Genomic DNA, 24,472 nt, shown 5'->3' with positions numbered 1-24,472 from the left:
TATGCTTGCCAACATTAAAAAAACTGCATTAGCAACAGCGATCATCGCAACAGCTACTACTGGTTTCGCATCAGTAGCAACTGCAGCAGAAAAAAGTGAACTAACGATCCACCCTAAAGAGTACACTACCTTCGTACGTAACTTTAACCCGTACCTAGGTGCAACTAACTTGCACACTACTCGTGATTTCCTATACGAGCCGCTAGTTGTATTCAACGAAATGCACGGTAACACGCCTGTATTCCGTCTAGCTGAAGGTTTTACCGTTGCTGACGATCTACTAAGTGTTGTTTTCGATATCCGTAAAGGCGTTAAATGGTCTGACGGCGAAACATTCAACGCAGACGACGTTATCTACTCTTTTGAACTAGTTAAAGCAAAACCTGAACTAGACCAAGCAGGTACTAACGCTTGGGTTACTAGCGTAGAGAAACTGAACGACTACCAAGTTAAGTTCAACATTGCGGAAGCGAACTCAAACGCGCCTTACGAAATCGTTAAACTACCTATCGTTCCTGAGCACATCTGGAGCAAAGTAAAAGATCCATCAACGTTCACAAACGAAAATCCAGTAGGTACTGGTCCGTTTACTGAAATCGATACTTTTACTCCTCAACTTTACACACAATGTCGTAACCCTAACTACTGGGATGCTGACAACCTAGAAGTTGACTGTCTACGTGTTCCGCAAATCGCGAACAACGACCAGTTCCTAGGTAAAGTTGTAAACAGCGAAATGGACTGGACTTCATCGTTCGTTCCAGATATCGACCGTACTTACGCAGCTGCAAGTCCTAACCACCAATACTGGTACCCGCCATCAGGTACTCAGTCATTCGTAGTTAACTTCAAGCACCCAGATGCAGTGAAGAACGAAGCGTTAACTAACGTTGACTTCCGTCGCGCATTCTCTATGGCTATTGACCGTCAAACTATTATCGACATCGCATTCTACGGCGGCGGTACAGTGAATGACTTCGCTTCTGGTCTTGGTTACGCATTTAAGACTTGGTCTGACGAAGAAACTCACGCTAAGTACAAAGGCTACAACACGTACAACGTTGAAGGTGCTAAAGCGCTACTAGCTAAAGCAGGCTTTAAAGATGTGAACAAAGACGGTTTCGTTGACACTCCATCTGGTAAGTCTTTCGAACTTCTAATCCAATCTCCAAACGGTTGGACTGACTTCAACAACACTGTTCAACTTGCTGTTGAGCAACTGGCTGAAGTAGGCATCAAAGCGAAAGCGCGTACACCAGACTTCTCTGTGTACAACCAAGCGATGCTAGAAGCAACGTACGACGTAGCATACACCAACTACTTCCACGGTGCGGATCCACACCTATACTGGAACAGTGCTTACAACTCAGCACTTCAGTCTGGTGACGGCATGCCACGCTTTGCTTTGCACTACTACAAGAACGACAAGCTAGATGGTCTTCTAAACAGCTTCTACAAAACTGCTGATAAGAAAGAACAGCTAGACATCGCTCACGGTATCCAGCAAATCATCGCAGCTGACCAAGTAACGGTTCCTGTAATGTCTGGTGCATACATGTACCAATACAATACAACTCGTTTCACTGGTTGGTGGAATGAAGAAAATCCTAAGGGTCGTCCAAACATTTGGGACGGTATCCCTGAGCGTCTACTACACGTACTGGACCTAAAACCAGTTAAGTAATTAGACATTCAATATAGCGGCGCACATCCCGTGCGCCGCACATCCCCCCTCCTGTTAGCATTTATGGTATGGCGCTTTGCGTCAGGGGATTTTTCGCGCTCAAATAAGTAGTTTCGCTGAGGGCGACCTGACACCAGGAACAGGGAAAATCTGGGTGATTAAGGTGTAAGTTATGGGTTATTTTTTAAGACGTTTGTCATTTTATTTTGTCGCTCTTTTAGTTGCGGCAACGTTGAACTTTATTATTCCGCGAGCAATGCCTGGTGACCCAGTTACCATGATGTTTGCCAACGCTTCGGTTCAGGTTACTCCTGAGCGTATTGAAGCAATGAAACAACTACTAGGCTTCGTAGATGGTCCTATTTGGATGCAATACTTTGCCTACATGAAAAACATTCTGAGCTGGGAGCTGGGTACTTCGATTCAATTCTACCCTCTGTCAGTAAACACTCTACTTGGTGGTGCATTTGGCTGGTCTCTATTCCTAGCAGGTACTGCAGTAGTTTTTTCATTCTCTCTTGGCTCAATCTTAGGTATCTACGCAGCTTGGAAACGCGGTAGTAAATACGATGCGTTCATTACTCCTGGCATGCTAGTTATCCAAGCAGTACCTCAAGTCGTTATTGCCATGATTGCACTGTTTACTTTCGCAATCGGTCTTAAATGGTTCCCTACGGGTTACGCTTACACAGCGGGTACATCTCCTGACTGGACAAGCTGGGCGTTCATTAAAGACGTCGCTTACCACGCAGTACTACCGCTAGTGTGTGCAACCATCGTTCAGATTGGTGGCTTCCTAGTAAACATGCGTAACAACATGATCAACCTACTAGCGGAAGATTACATTACGATGGCGAAAGGCAAAGGCCTAAGCGAAAAACGTATTGTATTTAACTACGCAGCTCGTAACGCGATGCTTCCAAGTGTAACCGCACTTTCAATGGCACTAGGTATGGCAATCGGTGGTCAGTTGATTATCGAAATCATCTTTAACTACCCAGGTCTAGGTTCAGTTCTATTTAACGCGATTAAAGCGCGTGATTACCAAGTACTTCAAGGTCAGCTACTTATCATGACGTTATTCATGCTGTTCTTTAACCTACTTGCAGACATGCTATACGTAGTTCTCGACCCTCGCCTACGTAAGGGAGGTAAATAATAATGAAAGGTATCTTCAAACTGATCGTCGGTAACCCGATGGCACTGGTTGGCAGTATTATTCTTAGCGCGTTTGTTTTGATGGCTCTATGTGCACCGCTACTTGCAAAGCACGCTCCAGACAAACGTACTGGTAACCCACACGAATATCCAGCATCTGTGGTAAAAGCTGCACAAGCAAATCCAGATGGTTGGGTAGCGAAAAACCTAGCTGATGATCGCCGCACTTTGATTATGTCGAAAAAAGCGGACCACGTAATGGGTACCTCTCGTATGGGCCGTGACGTTTGGTCTCAGTTCGTACACGGTTCTCGCGTATCACTATCAGTAGGTTTTGGCGCTGGTATCACAGTATGTTTTCTAGCGACGGTTATCGGTATCTCAGCAGGTTACTTCGGTGGACGTGTTGATGACTTCCTAACTGCAGCAATGAACATCATGCTGGTTATTCCACAGTACCCACTACTGTTTGTTCTCGCGGCCTTTATCGGTGAGGCAGGGCCACTAACCATTGCCTTAATCATCGGCTTTACGGCCTGGGCCTGGGGTGCTCGTGTTATACGCTCCCAAACTCTTGCCCTACGTGAAAAAGAGTTCGTTAAAGCAGCAGAAGTATTGGGTGAATCTTCATGGCGCATCATCTTCGTTGAGATTTTGCCAAACCTTATCCCAATCGTTGGTGCAAGCTTCATCGGTTCAGTTATGTACGCAATCATGATGGAAGCCACTATCTCGTTCCTAGGTCTTGGTGACCCGAACACCGTTAGCTGGGGCATCATGCTGTACAACGTACAGACATCATCTTCAATGCTGATTGGCGCTTGGTGGGAACTACTCGCTCCATGTATGGCTCTGATTCTTCTTATGACTGGTCTTGCTCTACTTAACTTCGCTGTGGATGAAATTGCTAACCCGCAACTTCGCTCACACAAAGGTATGAAGCGTTGGAAGAAGCTTGCTGCGCAAGATAAAAACGAGCGTGAACCTGAGCTACCACCACAAAATGCACTTTGGAGCGGAGATAAATAATCATGACAGCACCACTAATTTCCGTCCGCAACCTTTGCGTTGACTACATCACAGCATCGGGCGATGTCCGTGCCTGTAACAATGTGAGCTTTGACCTAGCACCAGGTGAAGTCTTTGGCCTAGCCGGTGAATCTGGTTGTGGTAAATCGACCGTTGCCTTCTCGCTAATGCGTCTACATAAGCCGCCAGCATTTATCACCGGTGGTGAGGTTATTTTCAACGGCGAAAATATCCTCAACTACAGCGACGAGCGCATGCAAGCTTTCCGCTGGAGCGAGATGTCGATGGTTTTCCAAAGTGCGATGAACGCACTAAACCCTGTACTGACGATGGAAGAACAGTTCTGTGACGTAATCATGCGTCACACGAACATGACTCGTGAGCAAGCGAAAAGACGTGCAGAAGGTTTATTGGAAATCGTTGATATCCACCCTAACCGTTTGACTGACTACCCTCACCAGTTCTCTGGTGGTATGCGTCAACGTTTGGTTATTGCGATTGCATTGGCGCTTAATCCAAAAATGATCATCATGGATGAACCAACAACAGCGCTAGACGTTGTGGTTCAACGTGAAATTCTTCAAAAGATCTATGCACTGAAAGAAGAGTTTGGTTTCTCGATTCTGTTTATTACACACGACCTATCATTGATGGTCGAGTTCTCAGACCGTATCGGCATCATGTACTCAGGTGAATTGATCGAAGTTGCTCCATCGAAGGAAATTTTAACTAGCCCTTACCACCCGTACACCAAAGGGCTGGGAAGTTCATTCCCTCCATTGACTGGGCCTAAAACTAAGCTGACTGGTATCCCTGGCAACCCATTGAACTTGCTAGAAATACCACAAGGCTGTCGTTTCCAGGCACGTTGTGACCGTGTGCATGACAAATGTACTCAAGTTGCGACTCAGTTGAGAGAGATTGAACCTAACCATCTTTCTAACTGCCACCTTTACGGTGAGCCAATTGCCCAGACCAAAATCTAGCAATTAATAAAGAAAAACTAAAAATTTCTGGAGTCAATTATGAGCAAAGCGTATGGCGAATTACTGGTTGAGGGTAAAAACCTTATTAAGGATTTCCCGATCAGTAGTAACGCCCTTAAACAACCAATGATGCGTGCAATTAACGACGTATCATTCAAAATGTACAAAAGTCGCGGCTTAGCAGTAGTAGGTGAATCAGGTTCTGGTAAATCAACTACAGCAAAAATGATCGCAAAAATGTATGCCCCAACATCAGGCACTATCGAATACAAAGGACGCGATATCTTAGATATCAACTCTAAATCCGATTTGATGCACTACCGTGAAGGCGTGCAAATGGTTTGGCAAGACCCGTTTGGCTCGCTAAACCCAACGCACAACATTTTCCACCACATTGCTCGACCACTGTTGATCCATAAAAAGGTTAACCCAGGTAACAAGAAGGAATTGGAAGAGCGTGTTTACGATTTGCTAGAGCAAGTTGGCTTGATCCCACCAAAAGAAACAGCGGAAAAATACCCGCATCAGCTTTCAGGTGGTCAACGTCAACGTGTCAACCTAGCACGTAACATTGCGGTTGGTGCAGAAGTCGTTCTAGCGGATGAACCAACATCAATGCTCGACGTTTCAATTCGTGCCGGCGTACTTAACCTAATGGAAGAGATGAAGTTTGAGAAGGAAATGTCTCTACTTTACATCACGCACGATATCGCAACAGCGCGTTACATTGCGGAAGACATTGCGGTTATGTATGTCGGACACATGGTTGAATGGGGCGATACGGAAGAGATCATCCATGATCCTCAACACCCGTATACCCAGTTGCTGGTTTCTGCCGTGCCAGATCCAAGCAAGTCAATCCATACAGAGCTAAAAGGCAACAAAGGTGAAATTCCACTTTGGACGCCAAACTCTGTCGGCTGTCCTTTTGCAGGCCGTTGTACTCATGTCACTGAGAAATGTCGTGAGCGCTTACCAAGCGTGACGCAACTTTCTGAAAACCACTTTGTGCGTTGTTACCTTTTCGAAGACTAAGCACGAAAGAGCCAAGAGACCTGTTCTCTTGGCTCTCATAATTTAATTGAAGTCATTAAGAATTTTTTGCGGAGATATCAATGCTGCTAATTACTAACCATATTGGTTATGAATCCCTTGGGCCTAAGCAGGCTGTTTTGATGACAAAAAAGACGCGCCAGTCTACTACCACTGCCTTGCTGGTGTGCGCTGATAGTCATCAAACAGTTGCAACTTTGCATGTCCAAAAGGGCAGCAAAGTCGCTAACTGGCACCAAGGGAATTTTTTCCGCATTGATTTTTCTGATTTCCAAACCCCAGGTTGCTACTACTTACGTTTCGATAATATTCGCTCAGAAGTATTCGAAATTGGTCAAGGCGTATTAATGCAGCAAACCTTCTCTGACGTACTGCACTATTTCAAATCTCAACGCTGTGGTGGCATTTTCGATAAACAAGATAAGCAAGCTCGTATTCTTGGCAGCGATGAAACCATCGATGCTCATGGCGGTTGGTATGATGCATCTGGTGATGTAAGTAAGTACCTAAGTCACTTATCTTACGCAAACTACTTTAACCCTCAACAAACCCCAATGGTGGTTTGGAATATGCTTAAAGGGTTAGAGCTTGTGGGTGACAATGAAAAATTTGCCCAATACTCACGCGTTCGCTTAGCAGAAGAAGCGCTATTCGGTGCAGACTTTTTGATGAGAATGCAAAACCCGCAAGGTTTCTTCTACATGACCGTATTTGATAAATGGTCTAAAGATATCAACCAACGCGAGATCTGCGCTTATGCCACTCAGCAAGGCCATAAGTCAGAAGATTACCAAGCAGGCTTTAGACAAGGTGGCGGTATTTCGATTGCTGCACTTGCTGCCGCAGCTCGTCTTAACGTTGAGGGTGATTACACCGCTCAAGAATATTTACAAGCGGCAGAAAAAGGCTATTGGCACCTTAAAGAAATGAACAGCCAGTATCTCAATGATGGTAAAGAGAACATCATTGATGAGTACTGCGCATTATTAGCGACTGTCGAGCTGTATCGCTCCACTCAAAATAATGATTTTCTTGCTGAAAGCCGCATTTGGGCACAACGCCTTGCTGAGCGTCAAATGTCAGATGACAACATCAAGCATTATTGGTCTGCCAACCAAGATGGTTCACGCCCTTATTTCCATGCAGCGGAAGCCGGTTTACCGGTGATCGCGCTATGCGAATACCTTGCGTTTGAAAATGACCCAGCCTTAAAACAAAGCATTGAAAAAATCGTCGCACAAGCGATCAACTTTGAACTAACGATTTCTCACCAAGTGGCGAATCCATTTGGTTACCCACGCCAATATGTTAAACCTGTCAATGATGAAAAGCGTGCAGCTTTCTTCGTCGCTCACGACAATGAAACAGGTTACTGGTGGCAAGGTGAAAACGCGCGCCTAGGTTCTTTGGCGACCATGGCTTTCCTAGCGAAAAACTACGCTCAAGACGCCGCGCAGCAAAAACAATTAATTGAATTTGCACAAAATTCCCTCAACTGGGTCGTGGGTCAAAACCCATACAACATGTGCATGCTCGATGGTTACGGCCACAATAATCCTGACTATTTGCCTCATTTAGGCTTCTTCAACGCCAAGGGTGGCGTTTGCAATGGGATTACAGGCGGTTTTGAGGACGAGGAAGACATCGCCTTTAATCCAGCCAAACAGAAAGATGATATGTTGCAAAACTGGCGATGGGGTGAGCAATGGATTCCTCATGGAGCTTGGTATTTACTCGCCATCATCTGTCAATTCGACCATTTTGACAGCATAAAGGATTAGTAACATGACGCTATACCATGTCGGTATCGATGGCGGCGGCACTTCTTGCCGCGCACGTATTCGTGATGAGCACAACACATTAATTGGTGAAGCCAAAAGTGGCAGCGCTAACATCATGCTTGGCGCAGAAGTCGCGATGGCAGCCATTATCGATGCCATCACTTCAGCCGCTAAGCAAGGTGGACTGGACGACAAAGATTTCGCCAACATGCACATTGGTTTAGCGCTCGCTGGCGCAGAGCACAAAGCATCATGGCAACAATTCATGGCACAAGCGCACCCCTTTGCTTCAATGACACTCAATACGGATGCTTATGGCGCTTGTATTGGTGCGCATAACGGTGACGATGGCGCCATCATGATTGGTGGCACTGGCTCATGTGGTATCTACCTAAAAGGTGGCGAGCAACATGTGGTGGGCGGCCGTGAATTTCCGATTTCAGACCAAGGTGGTGGCGCAGTCATGGGCCTTCGTCTGATTCAGCAAGTGCTGCTGGCTTACGATGGCATCGTCGAAAAAACTTCACTTGCTAGTCACGTTTTGCACCACTTCGACAATGACGTTGATGCCATTGTCGAATGGTCGAAAGGGGCGATACCAAAAGACTACGGTCAATTTTCTCCTGCTATTTTTGAACACGCCTACCAAGGTGACCCTCTGGCCATTTCGATGCTTAAGCAAACCGCAGCGGATATCGAGATGTTCCTCATTGCATTGAACAAGCAAGGCGCAACGCGCATTTGTCTAATGGGCAGTATAGCGGAACGCATTCAAGATTGGCTTTCCCCCCCTGTTCAACAATGGATCGTCGCCCCTCAATTCGATGCGATTGAAGGTGCAATTATGTTTGCTGGCAAGCCAGAGCATAATCTGTATTAAGGATTTGTAGATATGAGCTATCGCGTTGACCTGACCGTACTTGCCGAGCAAAAACAGTTTTGCCGCTTTGGTCTAACGTTACATAACCTATCAGACCAAGATTTGGTTGATTGGAAACTGCAATTTATTATCGACCGCTACATTTTGCCTGACAGCTTTACACACGGCGACGTGAAGCAAATTGGTAGCTTTTGTACAGTCACGCCTGAAGTCAACGTGCTTACCGCCAACACTCACTATTATTGCGAATTCAGCATTAGTACTGCGCCGCTGCGCTTCTACACTGATGGATTCAAAGATGCTTTATTGGTTGAGCAGGATGGCAAGGTATCGCACCCAGTTGTTGTAACACCAATTTCTCTTGCGTCACCTTACCGTGACCGCAGTTCGGTGCCAGATGTTGAGGCGAGCAAATTTGCTCTAATTCCAAAGCCAAATAAGATCGTTCACATGGATGGTCACTATTTACTGTCGCCAAATAGTCAAATCACTTTGCAAGCCAACCTTGCCGAGAAAGCTGCGACATGGCTGCAAGTCGAATTAGAGTCGCTGTATAGCTTTAAAACGCATCCGATTGGTCATAGCGATATTCTGTTTCGCAATAACCCAACATTAGATGAAGGTGAGTACACGCTAACCGTTAGCAGCAGCGGGATTCGCCTTGAAGCGGGTTCAGCGGCGGGCTTTGTACACGCCAGTGCCACTTTACTTCAGTTAATTGAAACCACTGAACAAGCCAATACACTCAAAGTACCGTACATCAAGATTACTGATGCACCACGTTTCCGCTATCGCGGCATGATGCTCGATTGTGCACGTCACTTTCATTCTGTTGAACGAGTAAAACGCTTAATTAATCATTTGGCTCACTACAAATTTAACCATTTTCATTGGCACCTGACCGATGATGAAGGTTGGCGTATTGAAATCAAAGCTTACCCTGAGTTGACTGAAATCGGCTCGATTCGTGGCCCAGGTACCGCTTTAGAGCCCCAGTTCAGTACATTGAACGGTGTCCATGGTGGTTTTTATAGCCAAGAGGAAATTCGTGATGTGATTGCCTATGCATCAGAGCGTGGCATTACCGTCATTCCTGAAATTGATATTCCAGGCCACTGCCGTGCGGCTCTCAAAGCGCTGCCTCATCTATTGAAAGATGACCAAGACCAATCGGTCTACCGCAGCATTCAGCATTATACCGACAACGTTCTGTCACCAGCGTTACCAGGCACCTATGAGTTCCTTGATACCGTGCTCACTGAAGTTGCCGAGTTGTTCCCATCACCTTGGGTTCACATTGGTGCGGATGAAGTGCCGGACGGAGTATGGGTCAATAGCCCAAGCTGCCGCATGTTGATGGAAAACCACGGCTACCAGAGCAGCAAAGAACTGCAAGGCCACCTACTGCGCTACGCGGAAAAACGCCTACAAACGCTCGGTAAACGCATGGTTGGCTGGGAAGAAGCACAACATGGTAACAAGGTCAGCAAAGACACCATTATTTATTCTTGGCTCAGCGAAGAAGCCGCACTCAACTGTGCCAGCCAAGGTTTTGATGTCATTTTGCAACCGGCGCAATACACCTATTTAGATATGACGCAAGACTACTCTCCGGATGAGCCGGGCGTCGATTGGGCCAGCACCATTCCACTGGAAAGTGCTTATCGTTATGAGCCTTTAAAAGAAGTCCCAGACAACGACCCTATTCGTAAACGAATTCTCGGTATTCAGTGTGCTTTGTGGTGTGAAATTGTTACCCACCAACAGCGCATGGATTACATGATTTTCCCGCGCTTAACCGCGATGGCAGAAGCCTGCTGGACGGATAAGCCACAACGCAACTGGCAAGACTATTTATCTCGATTGAAAGGTCATCTCCCCCTACTGGATAAACAGGGTGTCGAATACCGCCAACCGTGGAAATAAAAACAACAAGCTAACACATAACAATGTTAGTTGTTTTCTCTAGCTTAAAATTTTAACCACCTAAGAGTGGCTCTTGGTAAAAAGGAAATTAAGATGAAATACGGCTATTTCGATAACGACAATCGCGAATATGTCATTACTCGCCCTGACGTGCCTGCACCATGGACGAACTACCTAGGTACAGAAAAATTCTGTACTGTTATCTCACACAATGCTGGCGGTTACTCTTTCTACAACTCTCCAGAGTACAATCGTGTGACAAAATTCCGTCCAAACGCGACATTCGATCGCCCAGGACACTACGTTTACTTGCGTGATGACGAGACTGGCGATTACTGGTCAATCTCATGGCAGCCAGTAGCGAAGAGCCTAGACGAAGCGAGCTACGAAGTTCGTCACGGCCTGTCTTACTCGAAATTCAAGTGTGATTACAACGGCATTGAAGCAACTAAAACGCTATTCGTTCCTAAAGGCGAAGACGCTGAAGTTTGGGATGTTGTGATCAAAAACACGTCAGATAAGCCACGTACTATCAGTGCTTTCTCTTTTGTTGAGTTCTCTTTCAGCCATATCCAATCTGACAACCAAAACCACCAGATGTCTTTGTACTCTGCGGGAACGTCTTACAATGATGGCGTGATCGAATACGATCTTTACTACAACACCAATGATTTCGAAGGTTTCTACTACCTAGCTTCAACGTTTGATCCAGATTCATATGACGGTCAACGTGATAGCTTCCTAGGCGCGTACCGCGACGAAGCAAACCCACTAGCCGTAGAACAAGGTAAGTGTTTCAACACAGCGCAAACCTGTTACAACCACTGTGGTTCTCTACACAAGCAATTTGTTATTCAACCAGGCCAAGAAGTTCGCTTTGCTTACATCCTTGGTATCGGTAAAGGCAACGGTGAGCGTCTACGTGCGAAATACCAAAACCTTGCTGAAGTAGATAACGCATTTGCTGGCATCAAAGCGCACTGGGATGAGCGTTGTGCAAAATTCCAAGTGAAATCGCCTAACGAAGGTCTAGATACCATGATTAACGCATGGACTCTATACCAAGCTGAAACGTGTGTGGTTTGGTCTCGCTTTGCTTCATTTATCGAAGTGGGTGGTCGTACTGGCTTGGGTTACCGTGACACTGCGCAAGACGCAATCTCTGTTCCACATGCCAACCCTGCGATGACGCGTAAGCGTTTGGTTGATCTACTGCGCGGCCAAGTAAAAGCGGGTTACGGTCTGCACCTATTCGATCCTGATTGGTTCGATCCAGAGAAAGCAGATGTTGCTCCATCTAAATCACCAACGGTAGTCCCTACCCCATCAGATGATGACAAGATCCACGGCATCGAAGATACCTGTTCTGATGACCACCTATGGTTAGTTCCGACTATCTGTAAGTACGTGATGGAAACTGGTGAGCACAGCTTCTTCAATGAAATGATCCCTTACGCAGATGGCGGCGTTGCGACTGTTTACGATCACATGAAAGCAGCACTGGACTTCTCTGCGGAATACGTTGGTCAAACGGGTATCTGTAAAGGCCTACGCGCAGACTGGAACGACTGTCTAAACCTAGGCGGTGGTGAGTCTTCAATGGTGTCATTCCTACACTTCTGGGCACTACAAGAGTTCATCGACCTAGCGAAGTTCCTAGGTAAGAACGAAGACGTGGAAAAATACACCATCATGGCGGCTAACGTTCGTGAAGCGTGTGAAACACACCTGTGGGATAACGAAGGCGGCTGGTACATCCGTGGTTTGACTAAGAATGGCGACAAGATCGGTACTGCGCAACAAGCGGAAGGCCGTGTACACCTTGAGTCGAATACCCTAGCAGTACTATCTGGTGCGGTTTCTCAAGAGCGCGGTGAAAAAGCGATGGATGCAGTTGATGAGAACCTATTCTCTGAATACGGTCTACATCTAAACTCACCATCATTTGCAACGCCAAATGATGACATCGGTTTTGTGACTCGCGTTTACCAAGGCGTGAAAGAGAATGGCGCTATCTTCTCGCATCCAAACCCATGGGCATGGGTTGCGGAAGCAAAACTAGGTCGTGGTGACCGTGCAATGAAGTTCTACGATGCACTAAACCCATACAACCAAAACGACATGATTGAAAAACGTTATGCAGAACCATACTCATACGTTCAGTTCATCATGGGTCGTGACCACCAAGACCACGGTCGTGCAAACCACCCATGGCTAACGGGTACGTCTGGTTGGGCTTACTTCGCTGTGACTAACTTTATTCTGGGTGTTCGTACCGGTTTTGATGGCCTAACCATCGATCCATGTATCCCAACCAACTGGCCTGGATTTGAAGTGACTCGTCAATGGCTAGGTGCAACCTACAACATCCAAGTTGTTAACCCAGATTCAGTCAGCAAAGGCGTGAAATCTATTACGCTAAATGGCGAGCAAATCACGGGTACAGCAGTACCGGTTCAAGCGGAAGGCTCAGTAAACGAAGTTATCGTAACACTAGGCTAATCTGATGGGCAGCAGTCATGCTGCTGCCCTCTTTCCTAAGGAATATCCCATGATCCAATTTGGTACAGGCGGCTGGCGCGCCTTCATTGGTGAAGAATTTACCAAAGACAACGTTCGTCTTGTTGCCCAAGCACTCTCTAATATTATTAACGATGAAAACGTCGCTGAACGCGGTTTTATCATCGGTTATGACCGTCGTTTCTTGTCTGACAAAGCAGCATGTTGGTTCTCTGAAGTTCTTGCCGCTAATAACATTAAAGTCAGCTTCATCGACAAGTTTGTTCCAACCCCTATCGTGATGTTTGAAGCAAAAGAGCGCAACTGTGCTTACTCTGCTTGCATTACCGCTTCGCACAACCCGGCTGACTACAATGGGATTAAAATTTTCATTGAAGGTGGCCGTGATGCAGATGAAGTCATCACACAAAAAGTTGAACAGCAGATTTCGACTCTAACCGCTGACCAAGTAAAAAGTGTCGATTTTGAACAAGCTCAGGCTGACCAACTGATTGAAATCATCAATCCAATGAACGCGTTTGTTGATTCAATCATTAACTTCATCGACATCGAAGCGATCAAAAAAGCCAATCTGCGCGTACTGATCGATCCGATGTTTGGTGTGGCGAAAAATGCCCTACAAACCGTTTTGATCAATGGCCGTTGTGAAGTAGACGTCATCAATGACGGTAAGAACCCAGACTTTGGTGGTTTAATGCCATCACCAAGTGCAGCCACGCTTTACCGCCTGATGCACATCGTCGCTCATGAAGGCTACGACATCGGTATCGGTACCGATGGCGATGCAGACCGTCTGGGTATCATCGATGAAAAAGGTCACTTTATTCATCCAAATGAAGTACTGATGCTGCTTTACTACTACATGCTTGAATACAAAGGCTGGAAAGGCTCTGTAGTGCGTAACATCGCGACCACGCATATCTTGGACAAGATTGCCGCTGATCATGGCGAGAAGAGCTTTGAGGTTCCAGTAGGCTTTAAGCACATTAGCTCACAAATGGAAGCCGATGATTCGCTTATCGGTGGTGAAAGTTCTGGTGGCTTAACGATTCGTGGTCACATCAAAGGCAAAGATGGCGTATTCGCCTCAAGCCTCTTGGTAGAAATGATCTCTGTGACGGGCAAGAAGATTTCTGAACTGCTCGATGAAATCTACGCGAAATACGGCTATGCCTATACCGCTGAAGGTGACTGCAAATTTAAACCTGCACACAGAGATGCGCTATACAGCAAAATTTACGTCGACAAGCAACTTCCTGAATTCGATTTTGACATCGAAAAGGTCAGCTACGAAGACGGAGCTAAAGTGTACTTTAAGAATGGCGGCTGGGTTATCGCTCGTTTCTCTGGTACCGAACCACTACTGCGTATCTTTGCTGAAATGGCAGACAAAGAAACCGCAGAGCGTGTGGTCCTACAGGTAAAAGAGTTCTTACAGCTCTAACAGTTTACCAAGCATCTCAACACCCTATAGGTGAGAGCATTGCCCAGCATTCGCTGGGCTTTTTTCTGCTCTCCAATCACTCGATGTAGTAATCCCTTATTACCACTAATTGTAAATAAGTTGTTAACTTAGCCATTCCACCACACAAGGAGTAAGTTCACATGGCTAAAGTACTGATCATTGCAGGCGATTTTGTTGAAGATTACGAGTTAATGGTGCCTTTTCAGGCGCTACAAATGTTGGGTCATCGCGTCGATGTCGTTTGCCCAGAAAAACTCAAAGGCGAGCAAATAAAAACGGCCATTCATGACTTTGAAGGTGACCAAACTTACACAGAAAAAGTAGGCCATAATTTCACCCTCAATCACAGCTTTCACACGGTACATTCGACTCAGTATGATGCCTTGCTGATCCCAGGGGGCCGCGCCCCTGAGTACTTAAGACTCAATCCAGAAGTGATCATCTTAGTTCAAGCTTTCTACCAAGATAATAAGCCGATCGCGGCGATTTGCCACGGTGCACAACTGCTCACCGCGGCAAACATTATTGAAGGACAACAGATTTCGGCTTACCCAGCTTGTCAGCCTGAAGTTGAGTTAGCTGGCGCGACCTACGTGGCACTAGAAATGGATCAAGCAGTCACTTCTGGTCAGTTTGTAACTGCACCTGCGTGGCCAGCACATCCAGCATGGCTTGCTCAATTCAACCAGCAGTTAGCCTAATACGATAACCCTTTGATCTTTGTTTAGACCAAAGGGTTACTGTGATTTCCTATCAATTGACTATGCTAATCACTCCTAAGCAAAGGATGTGCTTAATATGTGTGAGATCTACTCAGGTGCAGAAGTCGAGCTGTTCGCCTTAAAATCAAAGTCAGTACGCATTGACGGCGTCGTCACGAGCGTGCGACTGGAAGCGGTGTTTTGGAAGGTCATTGAAGACATCGCCAGCGAATCTGACATTAGCGTGGCTGAGTTTTTAACGCGTATTTATAATGAAGTGATAGAAAAAAGAGGCGAAGTCGGTAACTTCACCTCTTTATTGCGGGTTGCTTGTACCACCTATCTTAACGGTGGCCAGCGAATCTCTCTTAGCTAAAAAGCTAAAATACCTTGAGTTTCAACTTTAACCGAAACAGGCTGACCGATTTCTAATGGCTCAGAAGCGCTCGCTAGCAAGCGATTTCCGTAGGCATTAATCACATAGCGACAGTGATCGCCCATGAATTGCTGCTCCATCACGACCACACTGCTCTCTTCCACTGCGCTGATTTGAATATATTGCGGACGCAGTAGCAACTCACATTGTGCTTGTAACTCAATCTCTCTTTGCGCCGTCGCTTCAATCAAACCAAGCTCAGTTTGATATTCAAATTCCGATACACGTTGCGCCGTTAAGTAACTTCCGCCGCCAAGAAAATCAGCAACAAACTTGCTCGATGGCTGATAGTACAACTCCGTTGCCGTACCATACTGTTCAATCACACCATGGTTCATCACAGCCATTTTATCGGCAAAGGCAAAAGCCTCTTCACGGCTGTGAGTAACAAAAATGGCTGTCACGCCTTGCTGCTTGAAGATTTTCCTAATTTCACCAATCAGTTCATGACGAACTTGAGTATCAATATTGGAAAATGGTTCATCGAGCAGCAATAAGTCTGGGTTATACGCCAATGAACGAGCGATCGCGACACGCTGCTGCTGACCACCAGAAAGCTGGTGCGGATAACGCTCGCCAAAGCCAGTAAGGTGCACTAACTCCAACATATCAGCCACAATGCTACGTTTTTCATCGTTGCTTAAATCGCGGAGGCCAAAGGCCACGTTTTGCTCAACGGTAAGATGAGGAAATAACGCATAATCTTGGAAGATCATCCCAATATTACGTTGCTCTGGCGGCAGCCAATTCTCACCATCGTCAATGGTCATACAGTTTAACGTCATCGACCCAGAGCTCAGGGGAAGCAAGCCAGCAATCGCTTTGAGCAAAGTCGTTTTACCACAGCCACTCGCGCCCAGTAAGCAGATAATCTCCCCCTGCTCCACTTCAAGAGAAAGCTCTTTTAAAATCGTTGTCTGCTCATCGTATTTGCAAGTGAGATTATTAATGGAAAGTGCACAGCTCATCAATGTACCTGCTCTAAAGAACGATTAATCAATACCAATGGCACAAGGCCAACCAGAACAAGAATCACCGCCGGCATAGCTGCCAGCTCTAGATGCTCATCTGACGCGTAGTTGAAAACATAAGTCGCCAGTGTTTCAAAATTAAATGGACGCAGTAATAGCGAGGCATTGAGCTCCTTCATTGACTCAATAAACACCAGCAGTGCTGCAATCAACGCACCACGACGAATCAAGGGCACATGCACTTTCAAGAGCATGGTATTGGGGTTGCAACCCATGGTACGAGAGGCCATATCAAGTGATGGAGATACCTTACTCAAACTACTTTCAATACTGCCAATTGCGACCGCAGAAAAACGCACCACTAACGCAAAAATAATCGCAAACATCGAGCCAGAGAAAATCAATCCCGGGCGGCCCCATTCCATCGCTTTCGCTAAGTCATTGACCGCATGATCCATAAAGATCACTGGCACCATAACACCAATGGCCAATACCGTGCCTGGCACCGCGTAGCCTAAAGAAGAGAGGCGCATAAACAGCACAGAAGTACGACTGGCACTCAAGCGATGATAGAAATTGACCACTAATGCGATCAGTACACCAATCACCGCCGCACTTAATGAAACATACAAACTATTGAGCGCGTATTGTTGAAATTCTGGCGTCCAGCTTTGGGCAAAATATTTATAAGCATAGAGGCACAACTGCCCTAGCGGGAAGATAAAGGCGACAGCCACCAAGCCCCAACACCAAATAAGTGCGAGCCATTTTTTCCAACCACGCAGTTCATAACGGAAATCTTCACGGCTGCTAAATTGGCTTTGAAACAGTTTTTGTTTACGGCGGCTGTAGCGCTCTAGCGACAACAACAGAATCACAAATACCAGCATGATCACCGAGATTTTTGCTGCAGCCGTTAAGCTAGAATAACCGAGCCAAGTATCGTAAACCGCGGTAGTAAGCGTATTCACAGCGAAATAGCTCACCGTACCAAAATCACCAATGGTTTCCATCGCCACCAGCGACAAACCAACGGCGATCGCAGGACGGACTAAAGGTAATGAAATACGGTAAAAGCTCTGCCAAGGGGAGCATTTAAGTAGTCGAGCCGATTGCAGCAAAGAAACATTTTGTTCCATAAAAGCTGCTCGACAAAGCAGATAAACGTATGGGTAAAGGACTAATGCCAACACAATAATCGCGCCGCCCAAGGTACGAATATCGGGGAACCAATAATCCCCAGCTTGCCAGCCCATCACATCTCGCAATGCAATTTGAATCGGGCCTGCAAAATCAAACCAATCAGTAAAAATATAACCGACGATATAAGCAGGCATTGCCAACGGTAGCACCAGAGCCCATTGCAAAATACGCTCGCTTGGCAAACGACACATCGCCATCAACCACGCACACGGGATACCAAAAAGAAGGGAAAGCAGCATCACACCAACAACCAGCACCACCGTATTATAGGTGTAAGTGGCCATCACTGTAGACATCAAGTGAGAGAAGAGTTGGTCTGTTTCACCAACTGCGGTAAAAAATATCGCTAAGATAGGTAAAACCAGCAGCAGAGCAAGCGCCCCACTGCTGGTTTTCCAGAAATAATTATTTTCTTTCATTGCCTAGTCATATCAGGCTGATGAGGTGTAAATACAAATACACCTCATTCCTTAAAACATTGGGTACTGTTATACCCTTAGATATGATTACAGGTCAAATTTCACTTCATCAAGTAACTTGATAGCCGCTTCATGGTGATCAGCAATTTTATCAAGTGAAATTGGGTCAGCTTTAAATTCGCCCCATGATGCCACTAGCTCAGAAGGTTTTACACCTGGTTTCACTGGGTATTCGTAGTTCACTTCTGCGTACATGTTTTGCGCAACATCACCGGCTAGGAACTCCATCAATTTCTGAGCGTTCTCTTTGTTTGGTGCGTATTTCGCCATCGCCATACCAGAGATGTTGACGTGCGTACCAGTGGTTTCTTGGTTAGGGAAGTTGATGTATACCGACTCTGCCCACGCTAGTTGCTCAGGATCGTTAACCATTTTACCTAGGTAGTAGCTGTTACCAAGAGCCACGTCACATAGACCTTCTTTAATCGCTTTCACTTGCGCGCGGTCGTTACCTTGCGGTTTACGAGCGAGGTTCGCTTTAACGCCTTCTAACCACTCTTTTGTTGCGGCTTCGCCGTTTTCAGCGATCATCGCTGAAACCAAAGAAACGTTGTAAGGGTGCTTACCGCTACGAGTACAAATTTTGCCTTTGAATTCAGGCTTAACAAGGTCTGCGTAAGTAAAATCTTGACCTAGTTTGCCAACACGGTCACGTGATGAGTAAACGCTACGAGTACGTGTAGTCAGAGCAAACCACTCGTTATCCGTATCTTGGTATTGCGCTGGAATATTTGTTTCAAGAATGTCGCTGTTCACTGGTTGAACTAAGCCTTTCTCTGTCAATTCAGAGAGACGGCTGATATCAACTGTTAGAACAACGTCTGCTGGACTGTACTCACCTTCTTGAGCTAGCTTTTCTGCTAACCCTTTTTTGGCAAACTTAACGTTTACTTTGATACCCGTTTCTTTAGTGAACTCGTTGAACATTGGTTCAACTAGGAAAGGTTGACGATAAGAGTATACGTTCACTTCATCAGCAGCCATTGCTGTAGGGGCGATAGTTGCACAAGCTAGTGCAGAAAGTGTGAGCAGCTTTTTCATTCTCAGAAATCCTTTATTTTTATTAAATGATAATGTTTATCAGTTGCGTTATTATAATCATGTGCCATTAGAATACAATTCTTAAACACAAAAAAACCTGCCGATATCGACAGGTTTTATATGAGTTAATTTGTAACGCTATATTTCAATACTATTTCAGAGAAACAAACTCAGGGTAAGCGCCAACACCACAATCATGTAAGTCCATCCCTTCTTGCTCTTCATCTTCCGATACGCGGATACCAATCGTCAGTTTCAATACACCCCATACTGCAAGGCTTGCTGCAAAGACCCAAGCAAAGATAACCAAAGCACCTAACAGCTGCGCACTGAATGTCGCGTCTGCATTACTCAGTGGCACCACCATCAAACCAAAGAAACCACACACACCATGAACTGAAATCGCACCAACTGGATCATCTATTTTCATTTTATCCAGAGCAACAATACTAAACACCACAACCACACCTGATACCGCGCCAATCGCCACTGCGTACATCGGTGAAGGTGACAATGGGTCGGCGGTAATCGCAACCAAGCCCGCCAAAGCGCCATTGAGAATCATAGTCAGGTCAGCTTTACCCCAAGTGGTTTTACACACTAATAAAGAAGCAATCGCGCCAGCTGCTGCCGCGGCATTCGTGTTCAAGAAGATTTGACCAACGGCTGTAGCATTTTCAAAATCTGAAATCATCAGTTGTGAACCACCGTTAAAGCCAAACCAACCGAACCACAAAATAAAAGTACCTAATGTTGCTAGTGGCATGTTTGAACCCGGAATTGGGTAAATTTCGCCATTTTTGCCGTATTTCCCTTTACGCGCCCCCAGTAGTAGTACACCAGCTAATGCTGCTGATGCGCCCGCCATGTGCACGATACCAGAGCCAGCGAAGTCACTAAAACCTGCTTCAGATAAGAAACCACCACCCCAGGTCCAATAACCTTCCATTGGGTAAATAAAGGCAGTCAGTACCACAGAGAAAATAAGGAAAGACCATAGCTTCATGCGTTCTGCTACCGCGCCAGACACCACTGACATTGCCGTTGCAACAAACACAACTTGGAAGAAGAAATCCGACTCCAACGAATGATCCGCACCTTCACTTTGTGTACCAATCAAAGCACCAAATGAAGGTAACCAACCACCAGCACTATTATCAACATACATAATGTTGTAACCCACCAAGAGGAAAGTGGTACACGCTATTGCGTAAAGGCAGATATTTTTGGTTAAAATTTCTGTGGTGTTTTTTGAGCGTACCAAACCAGCTTCAAGCATGGCAAAACCGGCTGCCATCCACATCACTAACGCACCAGAAATAAGAAAGAAAAAGGTGTCGAGGGCGTAGCGTAGTTCAGTTACTGTTAATGATAATTCCATATTCATTCTCCAATCCTTTGCTATTACAGTGCTTCAACGTCCATTTCGCCGGTACGAATCCGTACCGCTTGGCTCAAGTCATAGACAAAAATTTTGCCGTCACCGATCTTGCCGGTATGCGCCGCTTTCGTGATCGCTTCAATCACACGATCGACATTCTCCGCTTGAGTAGCCACTTCCAGTTTTACTTTTGGTAAGAAATCGACTTGATATTCCGCACCGCGATACAGTTCCGTGTGGCCTTTTTGGCGACCAAAACCTTTCACTTCAGAAACGGTCATCCCTTCAATACCGACATCGGCCAGCGCTTCTCGCACGTCGTCTAATTTGAATGGTTTAATAATGGCGTTGATTAGTTTCATTGCTTCCTCTCAGTATTCTGTCCTTTACTTTGTTATTCCTATTCCAAGTTACGTGCCAGATTTTAAGTTATTGTTTTTATTAAAAACACAAGCAAAGACAATTCTAAAAACAAAAAAGGCGCACCATCGTGGTGCGCCTTTTCACAAAGATAAAGCATCAAATGAGCATTGTTAGCTCGGCTCATTTTTTATTGGCCAGCATGCAAAAAAACGGTGCAATCAACTCAGTATTAACGGTTGGCGAGAAAACGTTTCCATTGCTCAATGGCGAGTGAAAAATCCTCTAACCCGCAGCTCGCGGTGCTTTCACAATCATAGAAATCGTATTCACTATCAGCATCCAGCTCTTCACCATGCAATAACACATTTTCTTGCACCATTACTTCATCGCCTAAAATAGAGAGGCTAATTTCCTTGCCGAGTAGCATGTGCTCTTGCTGAGGCGCGGATAGAGCTTGATCGATCAATTGTTCGACTTGAGCAATTTTCTGCTCATCTTTGCCAATTTCTTCTTGTAGCCAACGCCCAACGATTTCATGTCCCATACTACATTTCACGTAGTATTCGCCCATTAAGGTGTTTCTTACAAATTCAAATTCCATCACTAAGACCTAGCAAATTTAATCGCGGCGAGTATAACGACAAGCCACCTTCGACGCAAAGTTGCCATCTAACTAACTCTTTATAAGTCGGACGGTGCCGTTCGAAACTGCACTTGGGCACGATAGAACTCACCATCATCTTGGCGAATAAACTCCCAACCCATCCTTTCGCAACCAAGCGAGTAAGATTGTTCCATTGCTAGGCCAGTGGTATCTTTCCTTTTTTGCTCACACCATGCCTTTTCTATGCAGTTAAACGAAACCATCGCCCGACAAATCGTTGAGCGTTCGATGAAAATCATCCCTTATTCAGTCAATGTGATGGACGAGTTTGGCCGAATTATTGGCTCTGGCGATCCTACGCGGCTGCGTCAACGTCATGAAGGCTCGATTCTTGCCATCGCAGAACAGCGCGTGGTGGCGATTGACTCTGCTACCGCTCAGCACCTCAAAGGGGTAAAGCCGGGCATCAACTTCCCGATCATCTATCAAGATAAAGTGATTGGGGTGATTGGTATCTCAGGCGAACCTGACAACGTTCAGCAATATGGTGAACTGGTCAAAATGACCGCTGAATTGATCGTTGAACAAGCAGCGCTGATGTCACAAGTTGAGTGGCATAAGCGCCATCGCGAAGAGTTGGTGATGCAATTGATCCAAGGTGCGCCATTGGATGACGGTCAGATCCGCGTGATTGCCGAGCGTTTGGAACTGGATTTAACCAAACCGCGCATCGCCGCTGTCGTTCAAGTGATGTCGGACGATGATCATGCACCTCTTTCACTGGCAAACTTGCAGCAATTAGTGCACTTATTAGAGTTTCCTGAGCGCGATAACTTGGTCGGAATCCTATCGGTATCGACCAATGAAGTGGTGGTATTAAAGCCTATCGAACTGACCAAATCAGGCTGGTCGGTTGAAAACGAGCGTAAGCGAGTCACCAAGCTACTAAAACGAGTGCGTCAGCTAGGCAAGTTTAAAATTCGCATGGCATTGGGCGATTATTTTTCAGGTCCTGATGGTTTGAGTAAGTCTTATCAAACTGCCAAACTGACATTGGATGCCATTGACGATCAAGACGGTGAGGTGTTTTTCTATCAAAACCACCGCTTACCCGTCCTGCTCAGCAGCCTATTTGAAGAGTCTTGGAAAGTAGAGCAAATCAAAGAACCGTTTGATTTATTACTGCAAAAGGACAGTAAAGGGGCATTGGTAAAGACACTTAAAGCTTTTTTTGCCCAGAACTGTGATGCTTGTCAAACATGCCAAACACTGCATATTCACCGTAATACTCTACGTTATCGACTAGAACGAATAGAAGAAATAACCTCATTAAACATCAACAACTTAGATGATAAGTTACACCTCTATCTTGCCTTGAAATTATTTGGTCATTAACCCCAAACTTGTGCAGTTGCACAAAAATTACAACCTAAACACTGGAATATTTGTTAACCACTCTAAAGACGATGAGCCTGCGCCTCTCTATAGTCAGCAAAAAATAACTCTTATAACTTAGATGGAAACAACCATGGTTGAAGTCTCTACCCTAGGCGCCCTAGCTGCACTGATTGTGGCAATCGCGCTTATCCTACGCAAAGTTCCACCCGCTTACGGCATGATCATTGGCGCACTGGTTGGTGGTGTCATTGGTGGTGTATCACTGACTGATACCGTTTCACTGATGATTGGCGGCGCACAAGGCATTGTTACTGCAGTGCTGCGTATTTTGGCCGCAGGTGTACTGGCTGGCGTGCTGATTGAATCTGGCGCTGCTACCTCGATTGCTGAAACGATTGTAAAAAAAGTAGGCGAAACTCGTGCCCTACTTGCTCTTGCTCTAGCGACTCTTATTCTTACTGCTGTTGGCGTATTCGTTGACGTTGCGGTGATCACCGTTTCTCCTATCGCTCTGGCTATCGCGCAACGTGCCAATATCTCTAAAGCCGCAATTTTGCTGGCAATGGTCGGCGGCGGTAAAGCCGGTAACGTGATGTCACCAAACCCAAATGCGATCGCAGCAGCAGACGCGTTTAACGTACCACTGACCTCAGTAATGGCCGCGGGCGTGATCCCAGGTTTGTTTGGTTTAATCGTGGCTTACATGATTGCAAAGCGCCTGACTAACAAAGGCAGCATGGTGCATGAAAGCGAAGTGGTTTCCGTTGACCTAAGCAAACTACCAAGCTTTGGCGCTGCGATTGTTGCGCCACTTGTGGCAATCGCACTACTTGCGCTACGCCCTATCGCAGGCATCAACATCGATCCTCTGATTGCTCTACCGCTTGGGGGCTTCCTTGGCGCGGTGGTAATGGGTCGCTTCCATGATACCAACCGCTTCGCTGTCTCTGGCCTAAGCCGTATGGCACCAGTGGCTGTAATGCTGCTAGGTACAGGTACTCTGGCCGGTATCATTGCGAACTCTGGCCTAAAAGGCGGATTAATTGAGATCCTAACCGCATCAGGTTTACCTTCTTACCTACTCGCGCCAATTTCAGGTGCGATGATGTCACTAGCAACCGCTTCTACTACAGCCGGTACAGCAGTCGCTGCAAGCGTATTTAGTGGCACAATCCTAGAACTTGGCGTACCTGCACTGGCTGGCGCAGCCATGATTCACTCTGGTGCAACCGTATTTGACCACATGCCTCATGGTAGCTTCTTCCATGCCACTGGCGGTGCAGTACACATGGATATTCGCGAGCGTCTTAAGCTCATCCCTTATGAGTCAGCAGTCGGTCTAATGATCGCATTTGTCTCTACTATGATGTTCGGTGTGTTTGGTTTATTTGTTTAAGGCGTTTAAGGTTATTA

The 24,472-nt window shown here is 46.0% G+C and carries 20 protein-coding genes; 14 read left to right on the top strand and 6 right to left on the bottom strand.

Annotation, left to right across the window (positions count from 1 at the left end):
• Window position 1 precedes the first annotated feature (1 nt).
• The 12 genes from RJD38_RS09190 to RJD38_RS09135 all read left to right on the top strand — a co-directional run bounded on the left by RJD38_RS09190 (window position 2) and on the right by RJD38_RS09135 (window position 15,559).
• Window positions 2–1,684, top strand: a complete 1,683-nt coding sequence (locus tag RJD38_RS09190; RefSeq protein WP_005593237.1) for an ABC transporter substrate-binding protein — start codon at window positions 2–4, stop codon at window positions 1,682–1,684.
• Window positions 1,685–1,856: 172 nt separating this feature from the next.
• Window positions 1,857–2,843 carry an ABC transporter permease gene (locus RJD38_RS09185; protein WP_005593236.1) on the top strand — a complete coding sequence of 329 codons (987 nt, stop codon included), beginning with the start codon at window positions 1,857–1,859 and terminating at the stop codon, window positions 2,841–2,843.
• A 2-nt stretch (window positions 2,844–2,845) separates the two neighbouring features.
• A complete protein-coding gene (locus tag RJD38_RS09180; RefSeq protein WP_005593235.1) occupies window positions 2,846–3,871 on the top strand; it encodes an ABC transporter permease in 1,026 nt (341 codons plus the stop codon).
• Window positions 3,872–3,873: 2 nt separating this feature from the next.
• Window positions 3,874–4,857 (top strand): ABC transporter ATP-binding protein, encoded by a 984-nt coding sequence (locus tag RJD38_RS09175; RefSeq protein WP_005593234.1) that lies wholly within the window; start codon window positions 3,874–3,876, stop codon window positions 4,855–4,857.
• 39 nt (window positions 4,858–4,896) lie between these two features.
• Window positions 4,897–5,892, top strand: coding sequence for an ABC transporter ATP-binding protein (locus RJD38_RS09170; RefSeq protein ID WP_065429828.1), 996 nt, complete (start codon window positions 4,897–4,899; stop codon window positions 5,890–5,892).
• A gap of 80 nt (window positions 5,893–5,972) precedes the next feature.
• Window positions 5,973–7,691, top strand: a complete 1,719-nt coding sequence (locus RJD38_RS09165; RefSeq protein ID WP_065545693.1) for a glycoside hydrolase family 9 protein — start codon at window positions 5,973–5,975, stop codon at window positions 7,689–7,691.
• Window positions 7,692–7,695: 4 nt separating this feature from the next.
• The gene (locus tag RJD38_RS09160; protein WP_065545694.1) at window positions 7,696–8,571 is read left to right on the top strand and encodes an N-acetylglucosamine kinase; all 876 of its coding nucleotides are present in this window, start codon (window positions 7,696–7,698) and stop codon (window positions 8,569–8,571) included.
• A 12-nt stretch (window positions 8,572–8,583) separates the two neighbouring features.
• Window positions 8,584–10,497 carry a beta-N-acetylhexosaminidase gene (locus RJD38_RS09155; protein WP_005593228.1) on the top strand — a complete coding sequence of 638 codons (1,914 nt, stop codon included), beginning with the start codon at window positions 8,584–8,586 and terminating at the stop codon, window positions 10,495–10,497.
• 93 nt (window positions 10,498–10,590) lie between these two features.
• A complete protein-coding gene (locus RJD38_RS09150; RefSeq protein WP_009385677.1) occupies window positions 10,591–12,999 on the top strand; it encodes a GH36-type glycosyl hydrolase domain-containing protein in 2,409 nt (802 codons plus the stop codon).
• 49 nt (window positions 13,000–13,048) lie between these two features.
• The gene (locus RJD38_RS09145; RefSeq protein WP_005593226.1) at window positions 13,049–14,461 is read left to right on the top strand and encodes a phosphoglucomutase/phosphomannomutase family protein; all 1,413 of its coding nucleotides are present in this window, start codon (window positions 13,049–13,051) and stop codon (window positions 14,459–14,461) included.
• A gap of 161 nt (window positions 14,462–14,622) precedes the next feature.
• On the top strand, window positions 14,623–15,183 hold the full coding sequence (locus RJD38_RS09140) for a DJ-1/PfpI family protein (protein ID WP_065545695.1): 561 nt from the start codon (window positions 14,623–14,625) through the stop codon (window positions 15,181–15,183).
• A gap of 97 nt (window positions 15,184–15,280) precedes the next feature.
• A complete protein-coding gene (locus RJD38_RS09135) occupies window positions 15,281–15,559 on the top strand; it encodes a ribbon-helix-helix domain-containing protein (RefSeq protein ID WP_005593224.1) in 279 nt (92 codons plus the stop codon).
• Here RJD38_RS09135 and RJD38_RS09130 read toward each other — a convergent pair.
• From RJD38_RS09130 to RJD38_RS09105, 6 genes are all read right to left on the bottom strand, one after another.
• Window positions 15,556–16,587, bottom strand: coding sequence for an ABC transporter ATP-binding protein (locus tag RJD38_RS09130; protein WP_005593223.1), 1,032 nt, complete (start codon window positions 16,585–16,587; stop codon window positions 15,556–15,558). The two genes, RJD38_RS09135 and RJD38_RS09130, sit on opposite strands and share 4 nt — an antisense overlap.
• Window positions 16,587–18,212, bottom strand: coding sequence for an ABC transporter permease (locus RJD38_RS09125; protein ID WP_005593222.1), 1,626 nt, complete (start codon window positions 18,210–18,212; stop codon window positions 16,587–16,589). Before RJD38_RS09125 ends, RJD38_RS09130 begins: the two co-directional genes overlap by 1 nt.
• 87 nt (window positions 18,213–18,299) lie before the next feature.
• Window positions 18,300–19,313, bottom strand: coding sequence for a Fe(3+) ABC transporter substrate-binding protein (locus tag RJD38_RS09120; RefSeq protein WP_005593221.1), 1,014 nt, complete (start codon window positions 19,311–19,313; stop codon window positions 18,300–18,302).
• Window positions 19,314–19,464: 151 nt separating this feature from the next.
• Window positions 19,465–20,694, bottom strand: a complete 1,230-nt coding sequence (locus tag RJD38_RS09115; protein WP_005593220.1) for an ammonium transporter — start codon at window positions 20,692–20,694, stop codon at window positions 19,465–19,467.
• Between the two features lie 23 nt (window positions 20,695–20,717).
• Window positions 20,718–21,056 (bottom strand): P-II family nitrogen regulator, encoded by a 339-nt coding sequence (locus RJD38_RS09110; protein ID WP_005593219.1) that lies wholly within the window; start codon window positions 21,054–21,056, stop codon window positions 20,718–20,720.
• A gap of 230 nt (window positions 21,057–21,286) precedes the next feature.
• Window positions 21,287–21,658: a YacL family protein gene (locus tag RJD38_RS09105; protein ID WP_038219390.1), complete on the bottom strand. Its 372-nt coding sequence runs from the start codon at window positions 21,656–21,658 to the stop codon at window positions 21,287–21,289.
• 246 nt (window positions 21,659–21,904) lie between these two features.
• Here RJD38_RS09105 and RJD38_RS09100 point away from each other — a divergent pair, with 246 nt between their 5' ends.
• Together RJD38_RS09100 and RJD38_RS09095 are read left to right on the top strand one after the other, a co-directional pair.
• Window positions 21,905–23,056: a sugar diacid recognition domain-containing protein gene (locus RJD38_RS09100; RefSeq protein ID WP_065429823.1), complete on the top strand. Its 1,152-nt coding sequence runs from the start codon at window positions 21,905–21,907 to the stop codon at window positions 23,054–23,056.
• 133 nt (window positions 23,057–23,189) lie between these two features.
• Entirely contained in the window at window positions 23,190–24,455 is a 1,266-nt protein-coding gene (locus tag RJD38_RS09095) for a GntP family permease (RefSeq protein WP_006713859.1), read from the top strand.
• Window positions 24,456–24,472 lie beyond the last annotated feature (17 nt).

This window comes from Vibrio scophthalmi (genome assembly GCF_040869025.1).
Classification (GTDB): domain Bacteria; phylum Pseudomonadota; class Gammaproteobacteria; order Enterobacterales; family Vibrionaceae; genus Vibrio; species Vibrio scophthalmi.
This window is presented reverse-complemented; position numbering and strand designations above follow the sequence as displayed.

Bases quoted from the DNA above. Each gene is read 5' to 3' on its own strand.
- RJD38_RS09190 (WP_005593237.1), top strand. From the start codon at position 2: ATGCTTGCCAACATTAAAAAAACTGCATTAGCAACAGCGATCATCGCA.
- RJD38_RS09185 (WP_005593236.1), top strand. From the start codon at position 1,857: ATGGGTTATTTTTTAAGACGTTTGTCATTTTATTTTGTCGCTCTTTTA.
- RJD38_RS09180 (WP_005593235.1), top strand. From the start codon at position 2,846: ATGAAAGGTATCTTCAAACTGATCGTCGGTAACCCGATGGCACTGGTT.
- RJD38_RS09175 (WP_005593234.1), top strand. From the start codon at position 3,874: ATGACAGCACCACTAATTTCCGTCCGCAACCTTTGCGTTGACTACATC.
- RJD38_RS09170 (WP_065429828.1), top strand. From the start codon at position 4,897: ATGAGCAAAGCGTATGGCGAATTACTGGTTGAGGGTAAAAACCTTATT.
- RJD38_RS09165 (WP_065545693.1), top strand. From the start codon at position 5,973: ATGCTGCTAATTACTAACCATATTGGTTATGAATCCCTTGGGCCTAAG.
- RJD38_RS09160 (WP_065545694.1), top strand. From the start codon at position 7,696: ATGACGCTATACCATGTCGGTATCGATGGCGGCGGCACTTCTTGCCGC.
- RJD38_RS09155 (WP_005593228.1), top strand. From the start codon at position 8,584: ATGAGCTATCGCGTTGACCTGACCGTACTTGCCGAGCAAAAACAGTTT.
- RJD38_RS09150 (WP_009385677.1), top strand. From the start codon at position 10,591: ATGAAATACGGCTATTTCGATAACGACAATCGCGAATATGTCATTACT.
- RJD38_RS09145 (WP_005593226.1), top strand. From the start codon at position 13,049: ATGATCCAATTTGGTACAGGCGGCTGGCGCGCCTTCATTGGTGAAGAA.
- RJD38_RS09140 (WP_065545695.1), top strand. From the start codon at position 14,623: ATGGCTAAAGTACTGATCATTGCAGGCGATTTTGTTGAAGATTACGAG.
- RJD38_RS09135 (WP_005593224.1), top strand. From the start codon at position 15,281: ATGTGTGAGATCTACTCAGGTGCAGAAGTCGAGCTGTTCGCCTTAAAA.
- RJD38_RS09130 (WP_005593223.1), bottom strand. From the start codon at position 16,587: ATGAGCTGTGCACTTTCCATTAATAATCTCACTTGCAAATACGATGAG.
- RJD38_RS09125 (WP_005593222.1), bottom strand. From the start codon at position 18,212: ATGAAAGAAAATAATTATTTCTGGAAAACCAGCAGTGGGGCGCTTGCT.
- RJD38_RS09120 (WP_005593221.1), bottom strand. From the start codon at position 19,313: ATGAAAAAGCTGCTCACACTTTCTGCACTAGCTTGTGCAACTATCGCC.
- RJD38_RS09115 (WP_005593220.1), bottom strand. From the start codon at position 20,694: ATGGAATTATCATTAACAGTAACTGAACTACGCTACGCCCTCGACACC.
- RJD38_RS09110 (WP_005593219.1), bottom strand. From the start codon at position 21,056: ATGAAACTAATCAACGCCATTATTAAACCATTCAAATTAGACGACGTG.
- RJD38_RS09105 (WP_038219390.1), bottom strand. From the start codon at position 21,658: ATGGAATTTGAATTTGTAAGAAACACCTTAATGGGCGAATACTACGTG.
- RJD38_RS09100 (WP_065429823.1), top strand. From the start codon at position 21,905: ATGCAGTTAAACGAAACCATCGCCCGACAAATCGTTGAGCGTTCGATG.
- RJD38_RS09095 (WP_006713859.1), top strand. From the start codon at position 23,190: ATGGTTGAAGTCTCTACCCTAGGCGCCCTAGCTGCACTGATTGTGGCA.